The 19918-nt window shown below is 62.8% G+C and carries 15 protein-coding genes and 1 pseudogene; 8 read left to right on the top strand and 8 right to left on the bottom strand.

Going from position 1 to position 19918, the window contains the following annotated elements; all coding sequences use genetic code 11:
• Window positions 1-10 precede the first annotated feature (10 nt).
• Window positions 11-1420, bottom strand: coding sequence for an NAD-dependent malic enzyme (locus tag AC1DD7_RS03375; RefSeq protein WP_477513795.1), 1410 nt, complete (start codon window positions 1418-1420; stop codon window positions 11-13).
• 221 nt (window positions 1421-1641) lie between these two features.
• Here AC1DD7_RS03375 and AC1DD7_RS03370 point away from each other — a divergent pair, with 221 nt between their 5' ends.
• Window positions 1642-2397 carry an IclR family transcriptional regulator gene (locus AC1DD7_RS03370; protein ID WP_431116621.1) on the top strand — a complete coding sequence of 252 codons (756 nt, stop codon included), beginning with the start codon at window positions 1642-1644 and terminating at the stop codon, window positions 2395-2397.
• On the opposite strand, the gene AC1DD7_RS03365 is transcribed toward AC1DD7_RS03370, so the two are convergent.
• The 3 genes from AC1DD7_RS03365 to pucL all read right to left on the bottom strand — a co-directional run bounded on the left by AC1DD7_RS03365 (window position 2384) and on the right by pucL (window position 5610).
• A complete protein-coding gene (locus AC1DD7_RS03365) occupies window positions 2384-2851 on the bottom strand; it encodes a DUF2867 domain-containing protein (protein WP_477513794.1) in 468 nt (155 codons plus the stop codon). The genes AC1DD7_RS03370 and AC1DD7_RS03365 overlap by 14 nt on opposite strands.
• A gap of 141 nt (window positions 2852-2992) precedes the next feature.
• Entirely contained in the window at window positions 2993-4501 is a 1509-nt protein-coding gene (locus AC1DD7_RS03360; RefSeq protein WP_477513793.1) for a nucleobase:cation symporter-2 family protein, read from the bottom strand.
• 194 nt (window positions 4502-4695) lie between these two features.
• Window positions 4696-5610 (bottom strand): factor-independent urate hydroxylase, encoded by a 915-nt coding sequence (gene pucL, locus AC1DD7_RS03355; protein ID WP_224088890.1) that lies wholly within the window; start codon window positions 5608-5610, stop codon window positions 4696-4698.
• 371 nt (window positions 5611-5981) lie between these two features.
• Here pucL and AC1DD7_RS03350 point away from each other — a divergent pair, with 371 nt between their 5' ends.
• Window positions 5982-6158: a hypothetical protein gene (locus tag AC1DD7_RS03350; protein ID WP_216926482.1), complete on the top strand. Its 177-nt coding sequence runs from the start codon at window positions 5982-5984 to the stop codon at window positions 6156-6158.
• 206 nt (window positions 6159-6364) lie between these two features.
• Here the strand turns inward: AC1DD7_RS03350 and AC1DD7_RS03345 are convergent, their stop codons facing one another.
• Entirely contained in the window at window positions 6365-7708 is a 1344-nt protein-coding gene (locus AC1DD7_RS03345; RefSeq protein WP_477513792.1) for an 8-oxoguanine deaminase, read from the bottom strand.
• 399 nt (window positions 7709-8107) lie between these two features.
• Between AC1DD7_RS03345 and AC1DD7_RS03340 the strand changes: the two genes are divergently transcribed.
• From AC1DD7_RS03340 to AC1DD7_RS03320, 5 genes are all read left to right on the top strand, one after another.
• Window positions 8108-8602 (top strand): nucleoside deaminase, encoded by a 495-nt coding sequence (locus tag AC1DD7_RS03340; RefSeq protein ID WP_442003169.1) that lies wholly within the window; start codon window positions 8108-8110, stop codon window positions 8600-8602.
• 6 nt (window positions 8603-8608) lie between these two features.
• Window positions 8609-10204, top strand: a complete 1596-nt coding sequence (locus AC1DD7_RS03335; RefSeq protein WP_477513791.1) for an NCS2 family permease — start codon at window positions 8609-8611, stop codon at window positions 10202-10204.
• Window positions 10205-10553: 349 nt separating this feature from the next.
• Entirely contained in the window at window positions 10554-11855 is a 1302-nt protein-coding gene (locus AC1DD7_RS03330; protein ID WP_477513790.1) for an XdhC family protein, read from the top strand.
• On the top strand, window positions 11846-12781 hold the full coding sequence (locus AC1DD7_RS03325) for an FAD binding domain-containing protein (protein ID WP_477513789.1): 936 nt from the start codon (window positions 11846-11848) through the stop codon (window positions 12779-12781). Before AC1DD7_RS03330 ends, AC1DD7_RS03325 begins: the two co-directional genes overlap by 10 nt.
• Complete coding sequence (locus tag AC1DD7_RS03320) at window positions 12771-15620, top strand: molybdopterin-dependent oxidoreductase (protein WP_477513788.1); 2850 nt, start codon at window positions 12771-12773, stop codon at window positions 15618-15620. Before AC1DD7_RS03325 ends, AC1DD7_RS03320 begins: the two co-directional genes overlap by 11 nt.
• A 67-nt stretch (window positions 15621-15687) precedes the next feature.
• Here AC1DD7_RS03320 and AC1DD7_RS03315 read toward each other — a convergent pair whose 3' ends face one another.
• Both AC1DD7_RS03315 and nboR read right to left on the bottom strand, forming a co-directional pair.
• Window positions 15688-16188 carry a GNAT family N-acetyltransferase gene (locus tag AC1DD7_RS03315; protein ID WP_477513787.1) on the bottom strand — a complete coding sequence of 167 codons (501 nt, stop codon included), beginning with the start codon at window positions 16186-16188 and terminating at the stop codon, window positions 15688-15690.
• Window positions 16189-16228: 40 nt separating this feature from the next.
• On the bottom strand, window positions 16229-16867 hold the full coding sequence (nboR, locus tag AC1DD7_RS03310; protein WP_477514074.1) for a nicotine blue oxidoreductase: 639 nt from the start codon (window positions 16865-16867) through the stop codon (window positions 16229-16231).
• A 159-nt stretch (window positions 16868-17026) separates the two neighbouring features.
• Here nboR and AC1DD7_RS03305 point away from each other — a divergent pair, with 159 nt between their 5' ends.
• A complete protein-coding gene (locus tag AC1DD7_RS03305; RefSeq protein WP_223934473.1) occupies window positions 17027-17218 on the top strand; it encodes a YegP family protein in 192 nt (63 codons plus the stop codon).
• 15 nt (window positions 17219-17233) lie between these two features.
• Here the strand turns inward: AC1DD7_RS03305 and aceE are convergent.
• Window positions 17234-19909, bottom strand: a pseudogene (gene aceE, locus AC1DD7_RS03300) (pyruvate dehydrogenase (acetyl-transferring), homodimeric type); the annotation flags it as partial.
• Between the last annotated feature and the right edge of the window lie 9 nt (window positions 19910-19918).

The following is a 19918-nucleotide window of genomic DNA, read 5'->3' as shown; positions in this document are numbered from 1 at the left end:
GTGTCCTTTTCTAGAGAGCGCTGGCGGCGTTTGCGTGCGCAGCAGCCGCCGCGGTAGCGACGGCAGAGGCCACATCGGCAGCAACATGGGGATCGAAGACGCTGGGGATAATGTAACTCGCGTTCAGCTCGTCGTCAGCCACCCGGTTGGCAATTGCCTCGGCGGCGGCCACCAGCATGTTCGGCGTGATGTCAGAGGCTCCAGCATCCAGCAGTCCGCGGAAGAAGCCGGGGAAGGCCAATACGTTGTTGATCTGGTTCGGGAAGTCGCTGCGACCCGTGGCGACAACGGCCGCGTGCTTGGAAGCGATGACGGGGTCGATTTCCGGCGTGGGGTTGGCCATGGCGAACACGATTGCATTCTCGGCCATGGAAGCAACCTGCTCCTCGCCGATCACGTGCGGGGCGGAGACGCCGATGAAGACGTCTGCTCCCTTGAGGGCGTCGTGCAGGGTTCCGGAGAAGCCTTCTTCGTTGGTGTTCGCGGCAATCCAGCTGCGGTGCTCGTCGTCGTACTTTTCGCCGGAGTGGATGGCTCCGGAGCGGCCGGCGGCGATGATGTGCTGCGCGCCCTGGGCCTTGAGGAGCTGGATGATGGCGGAGCCGGCAGCGCCGACACCCGAGACAACGATCTTGACCTCGGACAGCTTCTTGTCCACCACGCGCAGGGCGTTAACCAAGGCGGCCAGGGTGACGATCGCGGTGCCGTGCTGGTCGTCGTGGAACACCGGGATGTCCAGTTCTTCGCGGAGGCGGTTCTCGATCTCGAAGCAACGCGGTGCGGCGATGTCTTCGAGGTTGATGCCGCCGTAGACGGGGGCCATGGCCTTGGCGATCATGATGATTTCTTCGGTGTCCTGCGTGTCCAGGCAGACCGGCCAGGCGTCAACGTTGGCGAACTGCTTGAAGAGGGCGGCCTTGCCTTCCATGACGGGCAGTGCAGCTGCGGGGCCAATGTTGCCCAGGCCCAGGACGGCGGAGCCGTCGGTGAGGACGGCGATGGTGTTTCGCTTGACTGTGAGGTTGCGGGCAGCGGCCGGGTCTTCTGCAATGGCCAGGCAAACACGTGCGACGCCGGGAGTGTAGGCGCGTGACAGATCGTCACGGTTGCGCAGGGCTACTTTGGGGACCACCTCGAGCTTGCCGCCGAGGTGCATGAGGAAGGTGCGGTCCGAGACGTGCTGGACGGTGACGCCGTCGAGGGCGTTCAGGGCATCTTTGACGCGTGCAGCGTGGTCGTCATCAGTGGTGTTGCAGGTGACGTCCACGACGATCGTCTCGTGGTGGGATTCCGTGACGTCCAGTGCGGTGATTGCGGCACCGGCTGCGCCGACAGCTGCTGCCAGTTCGCTCGTAGCGGTGAAGCTGGACGGTGCGGCGACGCGCAGGGTGATCGAGTTTCCGGGGCTCGGATTCGCCATTGAAATTCCTCCTGTTAGGCCCGTTCCCGGGCCGCCGTTCCAAACTAGATGTTTTCGTATTATGGATATTATTATCTACCAAGTGGAAACACAACCCCCTACTCGGTCATCTTGCGTCTCGTCGCGCACTTGCCCGCTGTGCTGTATCTTGGGTGTTCTAAGCAATTCTTTTCACGATGCGGATAAGAGTTGTCGGAATCTGAGTCATTGGAGACAAGGGAATGGCTGAAAAAGCCTCCGGAGGCGTGCAGTCCGTTGAGCGCGTCTTTGAACTGCTGGAACTGATCACGGATGCGGGTGGCGACGTCACTCTGAGCGAGCTTTCGTCGTCCACGGACCTGCCCTTGCCCACCATCCACCGCCTGCTGCGCACGCTGGTGTCACTCGGCTACATCCGCCAGCTGCCCAACCGCCGCTATGCCCTGGGGCCGCGCCTGATCCGGCTCGGCGAAGGTGCCAGCAAGCAGCTCGGTGCCGTGGCCCGTCCGCAACTGAAGACCCTCGTGGAACGCCTGGGCGAGACCTCCAACATGGCCGTCCTGGATTCCGACATGGTCATTTACGTGGCCCAGGTCCCGTCCATGCACTCCATGCGCATGTTTACCGAGGTCGGCCGCCGCGCCCACACGCACGACACCGGCGTGGGCAAAGCCATCCTCGCCCAGTTGGACGACGAGGTGGTCCGCGGCATCGTGGCCCGCACCGGCATGCCCACTCCCACGGCCAAGAGCATCGGCGACATCGACTCCTTGCTCGCGGACCTCAAGCTGATCCGCGAACGTGGCTACTCCATTGACGAGGAAGAGCAGGAGCTCGGCGTCCGTTGCTTCGCGATGGCCGTGCCCAATGCTCCCACTCCCACGGCAATCTCCGTTTCCGGGCCCATCACCCGTGTGGACCAGAGCTTTGCCGACCGCGCTGTGCCGATGCTGCGCGAGGCGGCCTTGGCGATCTCCGCGGAGCTCAACCAGAACTAGCCTTCTTGCGGGTGGCCGCCCGCAGCATCGAGTCCACCACCAGCGGGTGAACCGGCCGCACGACGCCGAAGTACAGCTTTCCGCGCCACCCCTTAAGCTCGACGGCGGTAGTCACCCTGATCAGTCGGGTCACGGGATCAACTCCAACCGCCACCGCGAAGTCCAAGTGCCTGTCCCGGACAAAGATCAGGGCTTCCTCGCCCGACTGTTCGCTCACCGTAAAGGTGTTCTTAGGTGCTTTGGGTATGCCGATCAAGGGCACGATCGCCTGCCTCAAACCCATTGCCCAAGCAACCCAGCGCGGCATCGACTCGATGGAGAACACTCGCTCCGCCCATTCCCTGGGATCCGTGCCAGCGTCCTCAGGGAGGGTGGCCAGGCAAACGTCCGCGTAGTCCGGCTCCGGTATCTTGCGGAGGGCGAGGGAACGGAAGCAGGGGAGCTGTTCGGTCATGGGCTGATCCTACGGTGAGTGTTGCCCGGTGGTGAGCGCCGCCGTCGTACATTCTGCGCGGGGCGATTTCCGAGCAAGGCGACAAATGACGGCAGCGTCCCCCAAGGAAACGCTGCCGTCATCTGCCATTTTGGGCGGGAGCTAGTGCTCCGAGGCGCTGGAGGTCTTGAGCGGGACTTCCTTGCCGTCGGCGTCGATCAGCTTGCCGTTCTCGAAGCGGTCGCCTTCGCTCAGGCACTTGATGTCTTCCTCGCTGACGATGCGGTCCGTACCAGCGACGAACACAGACTGGTTGTCCGTGTTGCCTGCCTTGAAGTGGTTGAAGAGGATGTTCAGCAGGATCGCCATGACTGCGGCGGAGCTGATGCCGGAGTGGAAGATCGTGGAGAACCAGGATGGGAACTGGTCGTAGAACTTCGGAGCGGCAATGGGGATCATACCGAAACCGATCGAAGCGGCCACGATGATCAGGTTCATGTTGTTCTTGTACTCAACCTTGGCCAAGGTGCGGATACCGCTGGCCGCCACCGTGCCGAAAAGCACGACGCCGGCACCGCCCAGGACGGGCGTCGGGACCGCTGCGACCACTCGGCCCAGGATCGGCAGGAGGCCGAGGACCACCAGGATGAGGCCGCCGGCGCTGACAACGAAGCGGCTCTTGATGCCTGTGATGGCCACGAGCCCAACGTTCTGGGCGAAGGCGCTCTGCGTGAAAGAGTTGAATAGCGGTGAGATGGCGCTGGAGAGCATGTCCGCGCGGAGGCCGTCGCCGATGCGGCGGGAGTCAACCTTCGTATCGACGATCTCGCCCACTGCAATGATGTCCGCGGAGGTCTCGGTCAGTGTTACCAGGATGACGATGAGCATGGAAATGATTGCTGCGATTTCGAAGGTCGGAGCACCGAAAGCGAAGGGCGTGGGGAAAGCGACGATGTCACCCTGGCCAACCTTGGAGAAGTCTGCCATTCCTGCAACGAACGCGATGATGGTGCCGATGACCATGGCCAGCAGGATGGAGAGCCGGGAGATCGCGGCGTTGCCCACCTTGCTCAGAAGCAGGACGACGCCCATGGTTGCTGCGGCGAGGCCGATGTTGGCCATGCTGCCGTAGTTATCGGCCTTGGCGTTTCCACCCATGGCCCAGTTGGCTGCGACCGGCATGAGCGTGAGCCCAATGGTGGTGATGACCGTGCCGGTGACCACTGGCGGGAAGAACTTGATGATCTTGGAGAACAGGGGAGTGATGGCCAGGCCGATCAGGGACGCCACAATGACCGAACCGAACACGGACTGAATGCCCCCGCCGCCCTGGACGATCGCAACCATCGTTGAGACGCCGGCGAAGGAGACGCCCTGAACCAGGGGTAGCTGTGAGCCGAAGAACGGGATGCCCACCGTCTGGAGGATTGTGGCCAGGCCGCCAACGAACAGGCAGGCTGCGATGAGGAGCCCGATATCCTGCGAGGACATGCCCGCGGCGGCGCCGATGATCAGCGGAGGGGCAATGATTCCGCCGTACATGGTGAGGACGTGCTGAAAGCCGTACGCGAACGTGCTTCCGATGGAGAGGCGCTTGTCCTCGGGACGTTCCGGCTTGTGCGACTGGGAAGGGGCGGTATTCGCAGGGCGGGATTTCTTCTTGATGTTCATGGCAGACTTTCTGGGTTCATGGCAGACGTCTTCGTCTGGCTAACTGTGTCTGGCTAACAAAATCTTGGGTTTTGGCGTGGGGTTTGTGTGCAGGTCCGGCCTTGGCGGGGCGCCCTTGGGGGACCTGCACACAAACTCCTGGATGGTGCGTTGTTAGTGGTGCGTTGTTAGTGGTGCGTTGTTAGGGGTGGTGCTTAGCAGAAGCCGGCGATGCCGCTCCATGCAACGGGCGCGGCCGTGGTGTTGTCGCGCTGGACGGTTGCTTCGATGAGGCCGTACGGACGGTCCGCGGCGAAGAAGACCTCGTTGGGGTTGTCCAGGCCGAACGGGCTCAGGTCAACCAGGAAGTGGTGCTTGTTGGGCATGGAGAACTTGATTTCATCTACTTCGCTGTGTGCTTCCAGGACCTTCTTGCCCATGTCGAACAGCGTCTGCTGCAGGGCGTGCGAGTAGTTCTCGGTGAAGCCTTCCAGCAGGAGGGCCTTGATGTCCTCGTAGCTCTTGTTGAAGTCGGTGCCTGCCAAGTCCACGTTGGTGTTGTAGCGCCAGCGGGCTGAAACGTCGGTGGCAAGGATGCGGTCAGTGGTTTCCGGCAGGGTGGTGTACTTGTCGCGCGGGTAGCCGACGAACCCTGACTGCGTGGTCTTGAGGACGGTCAAGTCCTTGAGGCCGGAAATCACGTGCGTGGTTGCGCCATCACGGACGACGACGGCGGTACGCACCTCTTGTCCGTTGCGGACGAAGCTGTGATCGTGTCCCGCGCCGTGCGCCTGGATGCGATCCCAACTGTAGGCCTCGGCTTCCCAGCGTCCGCCGGTTACCCATTCGAACTCGCCGGTGAAGTGATCGGCGAGACGCAGCAGGAAGGACTCCGGTGAGCCGATGCCGTCACGGGCAAAAGCGTAGACAGTGTTCTTCTGGGTATCGGTGGCAACGACGTGGCCGTTGTCGCCTTCGAGGTGCGCAGCCTGGAAATCGCCGCGCAGTTGCGAGGTGACATTCAGATCTTCGATGTGGTGGCGGTCAGTATCCCGAGTGACCTTGACGACGCGGACTTCCGCTTTTCCGTACTGGTTTTCGCCGAGGACGATGTTGTTGCTCATGGTCATATCCCAACTTCTGTGAGGTGGAACCTACGTTCCATCAATGAAATTAAGCGCGTGTTTCCACCGCGTTTCTGGTGGAGCCGACCCAACAAAAAAGAGCCGGCATCCATTGATGCCAGCTCATTACGACCCTGCCTGCTGCTCTCAGGTTACGTGACGTACGCCACGAACTCATTCGAGAGTAGCGCATGATTTCGGCTTGTGTATATGGGTTTTCGGAGATCGTTATGAAGCAGCCAAATGTGACCGGAGGAACTCTTCTTCCCTCTTGGACAGGTCTTGACGGCTGCTCGGCGCGTTGCCTATCCTTTTCACATAGCAATAAAGATTTTCCGAAATACGGAAAAATGCTGCACTGGAAAGAGGAGGAACAGATGGACTCGAAGGATACGAACAACGTCGTGGAATTCCCGGCACCGGGTCAGGAGCTGTACCTGCCCTTCGGTGCAACAGATCCGGACTTCTACATTCCGGCCGACTGCGACCGCAATGCCGGCGGATTCTCCCGTTGGCTCCGCGCGCTCCCGGTGTTCGGCCGCCAGCGCCCCTAGGATCTTTTCTGCATCCAAGGGGCGCGGACTCTGCGCAACAGAGCCAACGAGGCGGGCGGCACCTGGGGAGGTGCCGCCCGCCTTTCCGTTGGCCTTCGGCCGTTTCCTGCGGCCCGCAATGAGATCGCTGGAAAAGTGCGAAATCGCCGGAACGTTCCCGGTGAAGTGGCAGCGTTCCGGCGATTTCGCGCAAGGGGGAGCAGAACCTACCCCGCCACCAACTTCCGCGCCGCAGCCGAGTGCTCAGCGATCAGCCCGGCAACGTCCAGCCCTGGGATCTCCCCGTCCACTACCCTCCAAGCACCCCCAACCATGACGCGGTCTGCCCGGTCCGCCCCACAGAGCAGCAAGGCGGCGACGGGGTCATGGCTGCCGGAGAAGCGCAGTTCGTCGGGCTTGAACAGGGCAAGGTCTGCCTGAAGGCCCGGAGCCAACTGACCGATGTCCGAGCGGCCCAAAACGGCGGCGGACCCGCGTGTCGCCCAACCGAGTGCTCTCTCCACAGGGACGGAAGCCCCGTACCGGAGTCGTTGCAAATACAGCGCTTGGCGGGCCTCGAGGATCATGTTGGAAGCATCGTTCGACGCTGAGCCATCCACTCCCAGGCCCACAGGAACACCCGCGGCTTCAAGTTCCAGCACTCGGGCTGTCCCGGATGCGAGGCGCATGTTGGAGGTTGGGCAATGCGCGACGGCGGTGCCAGCGGCTCCCAGCCTGGCGATCTCGTCGTCGTTGAAGTGGATGCCGTGTCCAAGCCACGTGCGGGATCCCAACCAGCCAACGGACTCCAGGTAATCCACGGTCCGCAGCCCAAACATGGAGCGGCAGAAGTCTTCCTCGTCGATGGTCTCTGCAAGGTGCGTGTGCAACCGGACATCGAAGCGTTCGGCCATGGCTGCGCTCTCGGCCATGATCTCTTTGGTCACGGAGAATGGAGAGCAGGGGGCGAGGGCAATCTGTATCGAAGCCCCATCACCGGTTTCGTGGTACTCACGAATCAGCCGTTCGCTGTCCGCAAGGATCGTCTCGGGTGACTGGACCGTGGTCCGGGGCGGCAGCCCGCCGTCGTCCTCTCCCAAAGTCATGGATCCGCGGGTCAGTGTGGCCCGCATGCCCATGGAGCGCACAGCGCCTACTTCGATATCAATGGCGTCTTCCATGCCGTCGGGGAAGAGGTAGTGGTGGTCGGCGGCGGTGGTGCAGCCGGACAACAAAAGCTCCGCCAGTGCAACCTGCACTGCAAGCTCAAGGCTCCGTGGCGTCAACCGTGCCCACACCGGGTACAAATTCTGCAGCCACGGGAACAGCGGAGCGTTGGCCACCGGACCCCAGGCTCGGGTGAGGGTTTGGTAGAAGTGGTGGTGGGTGTTGATGAGCCCAGGCAGAACCACGTGGGCGGAGGCATCAAAGACAGAACAAGGCAACGAAGGCTGCCCGCCCGTAGGCACGAGCTCCACGATTTTCCCATCGGAGACCACCAGGCCGCCACCGGCGTCGAGGTCGTTTGCGGTGAAGATACCCAGCGGGTTCTTGATCCAAAGAGGGGTCATGACAGGTTCCTTGTCTGGTCGGCGTGTACGCGTTCCAGCTCAGTTAGGCCCTGTCTGCTGATCCAGGAGCCGGAAGCCACCAAGTGCGTCCGGTCCGAAAAGCGTAAGGTGCACGACGGCCGCAGTCAACGTTCGCAGGCGTCCCCCGGTCACATCTGGCCAGCAACCCTAATTTCGTATGACGAAATTAAATTTTCAAAAAACTATGGCGCGGCTCACAAACCTGGTGCTACGCTCTAACTGCCAAAGGCGGGCACCCGGACTTCGGGAAGCTATCTACCAGGCGCAACTTAACCTTCATCGCACATGCTGAAGCCTGGTAACCAAGCTAACTGGAGCTCTGCTCCGTAGCGCCCCCAACAGGTCACCTGGCTTCCTCAGCACTAAGGAAGTCGCAACATGAGTACAACCGTCACGGCCGAGCAATTCCTGGCCACAACCATTGAGCTGGCAACAGCCAATGTCCTCAACAGTGGTGGCCCCTTCGGCGCCGTCATTGTTACCGCGGATGGACAAGCCTTCCAAGGCGTCAACCGCGTCACCGCCACGAACGATCCCACCGCACACGCAGAAGTCACGGCCATCCGCAACGCCTGCCGCGAACTGGGAACCTTCGATTTGAGCGGAGCAACCCTCTACACCAGTTGCGAGCCATGCCCCATGTGTCTGGCCTCCGCACTCTGGGCACGCGTTGACCGCGTGTTCTTTGCCGCAGACCGTCACGACGCCGCATCCGTTGGCTTTGACGACGCCGTCTTCTACGAGTTCTTCGAGAACGACAACCGGGACGCGCTGATGCCGGTAGCCAAGCTGGAACTGGGCGACCCCCAGGCTCCGGCGGCCCTCCAGCCGTTCACCACATGGAACACGCTTGATTCCAGGATCGACTACTAGGGCCCGGTGGCTGACATGACAATCCTGGATCCCGCAGAAATGCAGACCGCAGCTGAAAAGCAGGCTGCGCTCCTCCCCAACGGAGGCAAGAGCGCAGAGCCCACAGCGGCAAACGCAAAGCACACAGCCACCCGGCTCGCCGGACAAGGCGGCAACGGCAAGCCGCCGGTGTCGAACTCCTTCCTGGATAAGTTCTTCCAGATCACCAAACGTGGCTCCACGCTGGCCCGCGAATTCCGCGGCGGCCTGGTCACGTTCTTCACCATGGCGTACATCGTCATCCTCAACCCGCTCATTCTGGGCGGCTTCTCGGCAGACAACGCCCCGGTGGACGTGGCGGGCGGCTGGCTCTCGGCAGCACAGGTGGGCGCAGTTACTGGCCTGACCGCCGGCGTCATGACCATCGTCTTCGGACTCGTGGCCAACCTGCCCTTCGGCCTCGCAGCCGGTCTCGGTATCAATTCCTTCCTCGCCGTCGCTGTCATCCAGGAAGTCACATGGCCAGAAGCCATGGGCCTGGTGGTCATCAACGGCATCCTGATCGTCCTCTTCGGCGCCACCGGTGCCCGGACGGCGATCTTCAAGGCAGTCCCTAAGGAACTCAAAGCCGCAATCACCGTTGGCATCGGCCTGTTCATCGCCTTCATCGGCTTCGTCGACTCCGGCTTTGTCCGCCCCACCAAGGGCGGCCCGCCGGTCCAGCTCGGCACGGATGGTTCCATCACCTCCATCCCAACTCTCGTCTTCATCATCGGTTTGCTGGTCATGGGTATCCTCGTGGCACGCAAGATCCAAGGCGGCCTGTTGATTGGCATCGTCGCCACAACAGTCCTCGCCGCTGTAGCCGAGGCCGTGTTCCACATTGGTCCAGGCACCGCCGACAACCCCGGCGGTTGGCACCTCAACGTGCCGATCTTGTCCAGCCAGTTGATGTCCGTCCCGGACCTCAGCCTGGTAGGCCAGTTCGATCTCTTTGGTTCGTTCGCCAGGATCGGCGGCCTGGCTGCGACCATGCTGGTCTTCACCCTGGTGTTCACCAACTTCTTCGATGCCATGGGCACCATGACGGGCCTGGCCAAGAGCGCAGGCGTGGCACATAAGGACGGTACGTTCCCCAAGCTGAAGTCGGCCTTCATCGTTGAAGGCATGGGTGCAGTAGTGGGTGGCGGGACCTCCGGTTCATCCAACACCGTCTACATCGACTCCGCAGCAGGAATCGGCGAGGGCGCCCGCACAGGTCTGGCCTCGGTTGTCACTGGCCTGCTGTTCCTGGGCTCGATGTTCTTCACGCCTCTTACATCGGTTGTCCCGCTGGAAGTGGCTGCTTCAGCGCTGGTGGTGGTGGGCGCGATGATGATGGCTCAGATCCGCGAGATCAAGTTCACCAAGTTCGCCATCGCGTTGCCGGCGTTCCTCACCATCGTGACCATGCCGCTGACCTACTCCATTGCCAACGGCATCGGCGTCGGCTTCATCTCCTTCGCAGTGATCAGCGCGGCATCGGGCAAGGCCAAGAAGGTCCATCCGCTCATGTGGGTGGTCACGGCGGGCTTCATTATCTACTTCGCACGGGGCCCGATCAACGCCTTGATGGGCGTCTAGCCCGGTGCCCCACCCCCGCGCCGGCGGGTCCACATCCGGCACTTCGAACGGCGGTCCATCCGCACCCACCGCGCGAATAGGCGTCCGTCGTCGTGGTCCCTGACCGAACAGCACCACCGGAACAGGCACGACGGCGGGCGGCGGCCCTGGTGATTCAGGAACGGGTGCTGATGCTCCGTCAGGGAACGGGGGCAGGGAGATGAAGCCCTTGCCCCCGTTCCTATGAACTCTTATTCAATAACCGCGACTACCCCTCAACACCTTCTGGAAATGAGATTATGAGGGCAAGATCGCGCACTGCTCCGGCCGGGCCACCTGGCCGGGACACCTGGAAAAAGGACGTGTTGCCATGCTGGATCTGATGCCTTCACTGGGCAGCTGGCGGACTGCGGTCTCTGGCCAACGATGCGCTGTGGCCACGATCGTAGGGACCGGCGGCTCAGTCCCGCAGCCCATGGGGACTTCCATGATGGTCTCCGAAGATGGCGAAATCCTGGGCAGCCTGTCCGGCGGTTGCGTGGAAGGGGCCGTCGTTGAGGCAGCCTTGGAAGCAATGCGCGACGGCGGCCCACGCCTTGAGTCTTTTGGCTACAGTGCCGAGGACGCGTTCGCCGTCGGACTCACCTGTGGAGGAGAACTGGAAGTCCATATCCAGCCACTGGGTAGCGATTCCGGCGAAATGGCCTTGTTGGACATCGCCGTATCAAACGAACCCACGGCCTTGGCCCTCATCCGCAGGCTCGGTGGAGGAGGGGGAGCGGTGGTCGTTGATGATCCTCTTCGGTTCCGCGCCATGGAATCAACGCAACTGGCCCGGTTGGTGGGCGATCATCCCGCCACCCTTATGGCTGCGGCGGCCCAGGTTGAGCCGCTGCTCCAAGGCGGACGCACGGGGTTGGTCCGCCTGGCAGCACCCGAAGGCTGCATCGATGGCTGGGTGACAGTGGACAGATGGGCGTCGGCCGGCCCGGAAGAAATAACGCAGCCCGAGCCCATCACCTTGTTCGTGGAAAGCCGTTTGCCGGCCGCGCGGATGCTCATTTTCGGCGCCAACGACTTCGGTGCCGCGTTGCTCCCCGCCGGACAGTTGCTTGGCTACAACGTCACCCTGTGTGATGCCCGCCCTGCGTTTGCCCGGCAGGGCCGTTTCGCCGGAGCGGACCAAGTGGTCACAGACTGGCCGCACCGCTATCTGGAAGCCGAAGCAGCGGCCGGGCGAGTCGACGCCCGGACCGTGGCGTGCGTCCTGACCCACGATCCAAAGTTCGACATTCCCTTGCTCGAAACAGCGCTTCGCTTAGACCTGGCTTACGTCGGCGCAATGGGCTCGCGTCGCAGCCACCGGCAACGGGTTGACGCCCTGCTCGAGGCGGGCACGCCCTCCGAAGCGCTCGAACGCCTGCATTCCCCGATCGGATTAGACCTTGGTGCAGTGACACCAGCCGAAGTCGCAGTCTCCATCACGGCAGAAATCATCGCCGAGCGAGGGGCCCACAGCGGCAAAGTCACGGGCCACAAAGTCACCGGCCACAAGGCCCCCGGCCGCACAGCCGCAGGCTTCCCCTCGTTGAAGGACAGCACCGGCCCGATTCACGCGGCACCCATTCACCCAGCACCGCAACACCTCACTCAGGAGGACCCATGGACATGAACACCATCGAGGCCGTGGTTCCCACCACGGATCCTTCGCAATGGCGCGACGGCGATGCCTGGCTTGCCGGAGGGACTGTCCTCTTCTCCTACGGAAGCACTGTCCTCAAGCGGCTCCTTGATTTGGGCCAAGCGGATTGGCCGGCCATTACCGTAACCGATGACGGCATCGAGCTGGCCGCAACCTGCACCGTTGCCGAGCTCTACGCCCTGCCGGTGTCCGCGGAAACAGCAAACCGCGAGTGGCCCGGCCTGGCATTGATCCGTCCTTGCTGCGACTCGTTTGTGGCGTCCTTCAAGATCTGGAACATGTCCACGGTGGGAGGCAATCTCTGCACATCCTTGCCGGCCGGTCCAATGATTTCGCTGTGTGCCGGGCTCGATGCCACAGCATCCATCCAGAGCCCGGACGGCAGCAGCCGCAGCGTACCCGTGGCCGATTTCGTCGTAGGGGACATGGAGAATGTCCTGGCCGCGGGGGAGTTGCTCCGGAGCGTCCACCTTCCGGCCGCGGCACTCTCGGCCCGCGTTGCCTTCCGGCGTCTGTCGCTGAGTAATCTTGGACGATCCGGCGTGCTGCTCATCGGACGCCTCGACGCCGATGGCGGTTTGATCATCACCGTCACTGCCTCCACCAAAAGTCCCGTACAGCTACGGTTCCCCGCCGGGCAGGTTCCCGACGCCGGGATGCTGGCTGACGCCGTCGGGGATTCCATTCCCTGGCCGCTGTACCACGATGACATCCATGGGCTCCCCGCGTGGCGCCGCGATATGACGTTCAAACTGGCCGAGGAGATCCGGGCCGAGCTGCTGGGCGAGTCGATGGTCGTTTCTGGCGATTTCTGGCCGCCGCACGCCACCTCGCCGCAACCATCCACGCAACCCGCACAGAACAACCCGCAGAAGGAGGCCTCCCATGGCAATTGAGATCAACGGCGCTGCCTCTCAGGCCACACCCCGCCCGGGCCAATGCCTGCGCACTTTCCTCCGGGAACAGGGAAACTTCGGTGTTAAGAAGGGCTGCGACGGCGGTGACTGTGGCGCCTGCACTGTGCACGTCGACGGCACCCCCGTCCACAGCTGTATCTATCCGGCTGTCCGCGCCGAGGGCAAAGCGGTCACCACGATCGAAGGCCTCTCCGCCGGCGAAAACCTTCACCCTGTGCAGGAGCAGTTCCTCGAAGCCCAGGGTTTCCAATGCGGTTTCTGCACCGCTGGCATGGTCATGACCGCAGCCACTTTTGACGACGAGCAACGTGCCAACCTGCCCCGCAACCTCAAGGGCAATCTGTGCCGCTGCACCGGTTACCGCTCCATCGCCGACGCCGTGTGTGGTCATGCTGATGGTCACGGCGGCAGGCACAAGCACGACGCCGGAGCTGACGTTTCCAGGGCACAATCGCCTGCCGCTGGACAGTCTGCCGCCGGACAGCCCGTGGCTGTGGAAGCCACGCCCGGCCAGCTCGGGGACAACGTGCCCGCACCCGCCGGTCAAGCCGTGGTTACCGGAAATGCCCGGTACACCCTGGATGTCCCGGCTGAGCAACTGCCCGGACTGCTGCATCTCAAGCTCGTGAGGTCGCCGCATCCACACGCGCGGATCGTATCCATTGACAAGACCGCGGCATTGGCAGTTCCTGGCGTCGTCGCTGTTTTCACGCACGAAGACGCACCAGCGCAGTTGTTCTCCACTGCCCAGCACGAACACTTCACGGACGATCCTGATGACACCCGCGTGCTGGACAATGTGGTGCGGTTCATCGGGCAGCGTGTTGCCGCTGTCGTGGCGGAGTCCGTGGGTGCTGCCGAGGCCGGAACCCGGGCGCTTGCTGTGGAGTACGAGCTCTTGGAACCGGTGTTCACGCCCCAAGAGGCCATTCTTCCCGGCGCACCTGCCATCCATGGTGACAAGGATGGCGTTTACTCCAGAATCTCCCGGCCCCTGGAGAACGTGGTGGCAGAGGTCCACGCCGAGCTTGGCAGCGTGGCCGACGGCTTCGCGGCAGCCGACTTCATCCATGAGCACACGTACAAGACGCAAAGGGTTCAGCACGTCGCGATGGAAACGCACGCGTCCATTGCCTGGCTGGACGAGGACGGCAGGCTGGTTGTCCGTTCCTCCACCCAGGTTCCTTTCCTGGTAAAGCGTACCCTGATGAGGTTGTTCAATCTGCCGGAGGAGACTGTTCGCGTGGTGGCTGGCCGCGTCGGGGGTGGTTTCGGCAGCAAGCAGGAGGTCCTCACCGAGGATCTTGTGGCCCTCGCGGCACTTGCTTTGCGTAGGCCGGTCCAGGTGGAGTTCACCCGGACCGAACAGTTCACGTCCACCACAACGCGCCACCCCTTCACCATCAATCTCAAGGCGGGAGCCAGCCGGGATGGATACCTGACCGCCCTTCAACTGGACGTCATCACCAACACTGGCGCCTACGGAAACCATGCGCCCGGCGTGATGTTCCATGGTTGTGGGGAATCGTTGGCCGTCTATAAATGCGTCAACAAGAAGGTGGACGCCCAGGCCGTCTATACCAACACCGTTCCCGCCGGTGCTTTCCGGGGGTATGGGTTGAGCCAGATGATCTTCGCGATTGAGTCCGCCATCGACGAACTTGCGATCGGTATCGGGATGGACCCCTTGGAGTTCCGGCTCAAGAACATGGTCCGTCCGGGCGATCACATGTTGTCTACTACACCCGAACCTGAGGAAGACGTCCACTACGGTAGCTACGGTCTGGACCAGTGTGTGGCCTTGGTCCGGGATGCCCTGGACCGGGGCAAGGAGCGTTACCGGGCCGCTGGCCTGGAGGACCTCGGCCCCGACTGGGTCGTCGGTGAGGGCTCGGCGCTCTCCATGATCGATACCGTTCCGCCGCGAGGCCATTTCGCCCACACCAGGGTGAGCCTGGAATCGGACGGAAGGTTCGCCGTCGACGTCGGTACTGCAGAGTTCGGGAACGGCACCACAACCGTTCATGCACAACTGGCTGCGACTGCGCTGGCGACAGCCGCCTCCAAAATTACCGTCCGTCAGTCCGATACGGACCTTGTGGAGCACGACACCGGCGCGTTCGGTTCTTCCGGGACGGTCGTGGCCGGTAAGGCGACGCTCGGCGCGGCCCTGGAGCTCGCAACCAGGATCCATGCCGTTGCAGCGTCGCTGACTGGGGCTGCATTGACGGATTGCCGCTTGGTGGATGGAGCTGTGGAGTGCGGCGCCCGCATGGTTCCGCTCAATGAAATCTACGACGCAGCCCGTCTCCAAGGCGTTCGCCTCGCCATCGATGGGAACTGGGGAGGAACGCCACGCTCGGTGGCATTCAACGTGCACGGTTTCCGGGTTGCCGTTAATACGGGTACGGGTGAGCTGCGGATCCTGCAGAGCGTGCAGGCGGCAGATGCCGGCGTTGTGGTGAACCCGCGGCAGTGCCGTGGGCAGATCGAAGGCGGCATCGCGCAGGCGCTTGGTGCGGTGCTCTATGAGGAAGTGATAGTGGACGACGCCGGACAGGTAACCACCGATATCCTCCGGCAGTACCACATTCCGTCATTCGCGGACGTGCCACGGAGCGAGGTCTATTTCGCAACAACGAACGACACGACCGGGCCCCTCGGCGCCAAGTCCATGAGCGAGAGCCCGTTCAACCCCGTGGCACCTGCGCTGGCCAACGCCATCCGAAACGCCACCGGAATCCGCTTCGGCGAACTGCCCATTGCCACGGACAAGATCTACCTGGCCCTCCGGGACCGCACCCTGATCCCCAACTAAACCCGTCCTACCCAACTAGGTCGCAGTTGAGCGCGTTTTGAGCCGTTAGAACGCGCTTAACTGCGACTTACTTGGGTGGGACGGCTATTTGGGGGGAAACGGCGAGTTCCATGAACACGCTGTTTGGGTCCAGGGCGTAGTCCGCGAAGGGCGGGCACTCGGTGAATCCGTGCCTGGCATACAAACGACGTGCAGGGGCAAAGTATTCTTCGGTCCCGGTTTCCAAGTTCAGCCGCTCGTAGCCCCGGCGGCCGGCTTCGACCACGATGTGGTTGAGCATCAGCGTGGCTACTCCGCGCCCACGGGCAGCGGCGGTGGTGCGCATCGACTTGATCTCGCCGGACCGGCCGTCTCCGTCAGAAGTGGCCAGTTCCTTCAGCGCCCCGCATCCCAGCAACACGCCGTTTTCGCGGGCCGTCCAGAACGTGATGGCTTCATGGGACAACGCCGAATGGTCCAATGCGTGCACGCTTTCTGCGGGCGACGTCGCAAACATGTCCGCCAGATGTTCGCTGAGGAGCTGATGGACATCCGGGCGCGTGGGATCGTCAAGGGCAATCTGGATCATGGATTCAAATTTACCGGCCCTGGAGTGGTCGGCTCCGCAGTCAGTCCTCCAGCAGGTGCAACTGGTCCTTCGTATCCAGGTCTTCGCCGGAGCAGAGGTCACTGCAATCCACCAGGTCCACCAAGCCCGGATGCGCCTTGAGGAACGATCGCGCCCCCGTGTCACCATTCGCGGCTTCCGCCGCTTGGGATCGGAGCGCGACGTCGATAATCACCGGGTGCCGACGCTTAAGGCGGCCTGATTCGTCAGGGTAGGCGGCTGCGGTGACCCGACCGGGATGGTGGCTGCCCAGCAACCTGCTGACCGCCGTCGGGGTTAGTCCGGGCTGATCCACCAGAGCCACCATGATGCTGTGTCCCGGCGAGGCCGCCTCGATTCCTGCGCGGAAAGAACCGGCCATGCCCTTGGCCCAGTTTTCGTTCTCGACCACGGTGTACGTCCGTAGATCCGTGGTGCTTCGAACGCGGTCCGCCTCGGCCCCAACAACAACCACCACCTCGCGGCAGCCGCCGTCGAACAGCGTGTCGGCCAGCACCTCAACCAGCGTGCGGCCGCGGTAGGGGAGCAGCGCTTTCGGTCCGCGGCCCAAGCGAGTACCAGCCCCTGCGGCAAGCAGGACGCCCGTAGTGGGCGCCACGCCGGATCCAGTCATATCCTCACGATACGCGCGGGCATGCACGCGGTCTGTAGCTCCCTCGGAGCTTTCCGGGACATCTACCAAAATCGGTTGCAAACTACTCCTCAGTAGGTCTGTTGGTAGGTTCCGACGGCCATTATTGTCGGTAGGGAATTGTTCAAATCAGCTCTAATGCAATGATGCGTGGAGGAAAAGGGGAAGATGGCGGGCAGTTTCGAGATACTCAAGGCCGGGACGAACACGTTCAGGTTCCGACTCACAGCCGATGACGGCACAGTTGTGGCAGTGTCGCCACAGTTTCCCAATTTGAAGGCCGTCGTGGCCGGTATCAACGCAGTCCGCGAAAACGCGGCAACCGGATTCGTCGTAGACCGGAGGAATCTGGGCACCTGAGCCCTCCCGGTTCCATCGCAAATACAGTTGGTGGAGGGTTTTGGCGACGATGGAGTGGGTGTCGTTTTTGAAGTAGCGGCGGGCGGCTTGGCGGGTGTCGGAGAAGCCGAAGCCGTCTGCTCCGAGGGAGGCGAAGTCGTTGGGGATGAATTGGCGGATTTGGTCGGGGACGGCTTTCATGTAGTCGGACACGGCGATGACGGGTCCGGTGGTGCCGGCGAGTTGTTCGGTGATGAACGGGGTGCGGGCGGGTTGGCCGGGGTTGAGGAAGGCGTGTTCTTCGGCGGCGAGTCCGTCGCGTCGGAGTTCGTTCCAGGACGTCACGGACCAGACTTCGGCGGCGACTCCCCAGTCTTCGGCGAGGATCCGGGCGGCTTCGAGGGCCCAGGGCACGGACACGCCGGAGGCGAGGATGTTCGCGGTGGGCCTGGTGTCTCCGGTGGTGTTTTCCGGGGCGGGSGCGAGGCGGTAGATGCCTTTGAGGAGCCCGTTGATGTCCAGGTTCTCGGGTTCGGCGGGTTGGGTGATGGGTTCGTTGTAGACGGTGAGGTAGTACATCACGTTTTTATCGGATGCTGTGCCGGTGCCGTCGTTGTCGGGGCCGTACATTTCTTCGAGGCCGTGGCGGATGATGTGGCCGATTTCGTAGCCGTAGGCGGGGTCGTAGGTTTTCACGGCGGGGTTGGTGGAGGCCAGGATGGGGGAGTGCCCGTCGGCGTGTTGGAGTCCTTCGCCGGTGAGGGTGGTTCGTCCTGCGGTGGCGCCGATGATGAAGCCGCGGGTCATTTGGTCCGCGGCGGCCCAGAAGGAATCTCCGGTGCGTTGGAAGCCGAACATGGAGTAGAAGACGTAGATCGGGACCAGGGGTTCGCCGTGGGTGGCGTACGCGGTTCCGGCGGCGGTGAACGCTGCGACGGCGCCGGCTTCGTTGATGCCGGGGTGGATCAGTTGCCCGGCGGGGGATTCCTTGTAGGCCAGGACGAGGTCCCGGTCCACGGAGAGGTAGTTCTGGCCTTTGGGGTTGTAGATTTTCGCGGTCGGGAAGAACGCGTCCATGCCGAAGGTCCGGGATTCGTCCGGGACGACGGGCACGAACCGGGCCCCGAAGTTCTTGTCCCGCATCAGGTCCTTCAACAAACGGACGAAGGCCATGGTGGTCGCGGCTTGTTGTTTGCCGGAGCCGCGTTTGGCGACYTCGTAGGAYTTSGCYTCGGGCAGGGTGACGGGGGTGTGGGTGCGGCGGCGTTCGGGGACGAACCCGCCGAGTTCTGCCCGGCGTTCCATCAGGTATTTGATTTCGGGGGCGTCCATGCCGGGGTGGTAGTACGGGGGCCGGTAGAGGTCCGCGTCGAGCTGGTCATCGCTGATGGGGATGCGCAGGTGGTCACGGAAGGCCTTGAGGTCTTCCATGGTCAGCTTCTTCATCTGGTGGGTCGCGTTGCGGCCCTCGAAGTGCGGTCCCAGGCCGTAGCCCTTGACGGTTTTGGCCAGGATCACGGTGGGTTTGCCCTTGAACTCCACCGCTGCCTTATAGGCGGCGTAGACCTTGCGGTAATCGTGCCCGCCGCGTTTGAGGCCCCAGATCTGCTCATCGGTCAGGTCAGCGACCATGTCCTTGGTCTGCGGGGACTTGCCGAAGAAGTGGTCCCTGACGAACCCGCCGGACTCGGCCTTGTAGGTCTGGTAGTCACCATCGGGGGTTTCGTTCATGATTTTCACCAACGCCCCGTCGGTGTCGTTTTCCAGGAGGGTGTCCCATTCCCGGCCCCAGACGACCTTGATCACGTTCCAGCCCGCACCGCGGAAGAACGCCTCCAGTTCCTGCATGATCTTGCCGTTGCCGCGCACGGGCCCGTCCAGGCGCTGGAGGTTGCAGTTGATCACGAAGTTCAGGTTGTCCAGGTTCTCGTTCGCTGCCAGCTGCAGCAACCCGCGGGACTCGGGCTCGTCCATTTCCCCGTCGCCCAGGAACGCCCAGACCTGCTGGTCGGAAGTGTCCTTGATGCCGCGGTTGTGCAGGTACCGGTTGGACTGGGCCTGGTAGATCGCGTTCATCGGACCGATGCCCATCGACACGGTGGGGAATTCCCAGAAGTCCGGCATCAGGCGYGGGTGCGGGTASGAGGACAGGGCRTGGCCYTGCTTGGACTTTTCCTGACGGAACCCGTCCAGGTCCTCCTCGGAGAGCCGGCCTTCCATGAACGCCCGGGCGTACATGCCCGGGGACGCGTGTCCCTGGAAGAACACCTGGTCCCCGCCCGAGGGGTGGTCCTTGCCGCGGAAGAAATGGTTGAACCCGACCTCGTACAGGGTCGCCGCGCCGGCATARGTGGAAATATGCCCGCCCACCCCGATATCGGCCCGCTGCGCACGGTGGACCATGACCGCGGCGTTCCAGCGCATGTACGCACGGTACCGGCGCTCGAACTCCTCGTTCCCSGGRAAYTCTGCTTCCTGRTCCACCGGGATCGTGTTCACATAATCAGTGGTCGTCACCATCGGCACACCCACCGACCGGGCACCGGCACGCTGCAACAACGAACGCATAATGTACTGGGCACGCTCCGTGCCCTGCTCCGCGATCAACGCATCAAGGGACTCAATCCACTCCGCGGTCTCTTCCGGATCACGATCAGGCAGCTGGGCAGTCAACCCGCTGAGGATGTGTGAGGTCTCTTCTCCTGCAGCCACGTCCAACCT

It is taken from the genome of Paenarthrobacter sp. 10L412 (genome assembly GCF_056395565.1).
The sequence above is the reverse complement of the archived record's forward strand: the minus strand, read 5'-3'. Positions and strand labels throughout refer to the sequence as shown.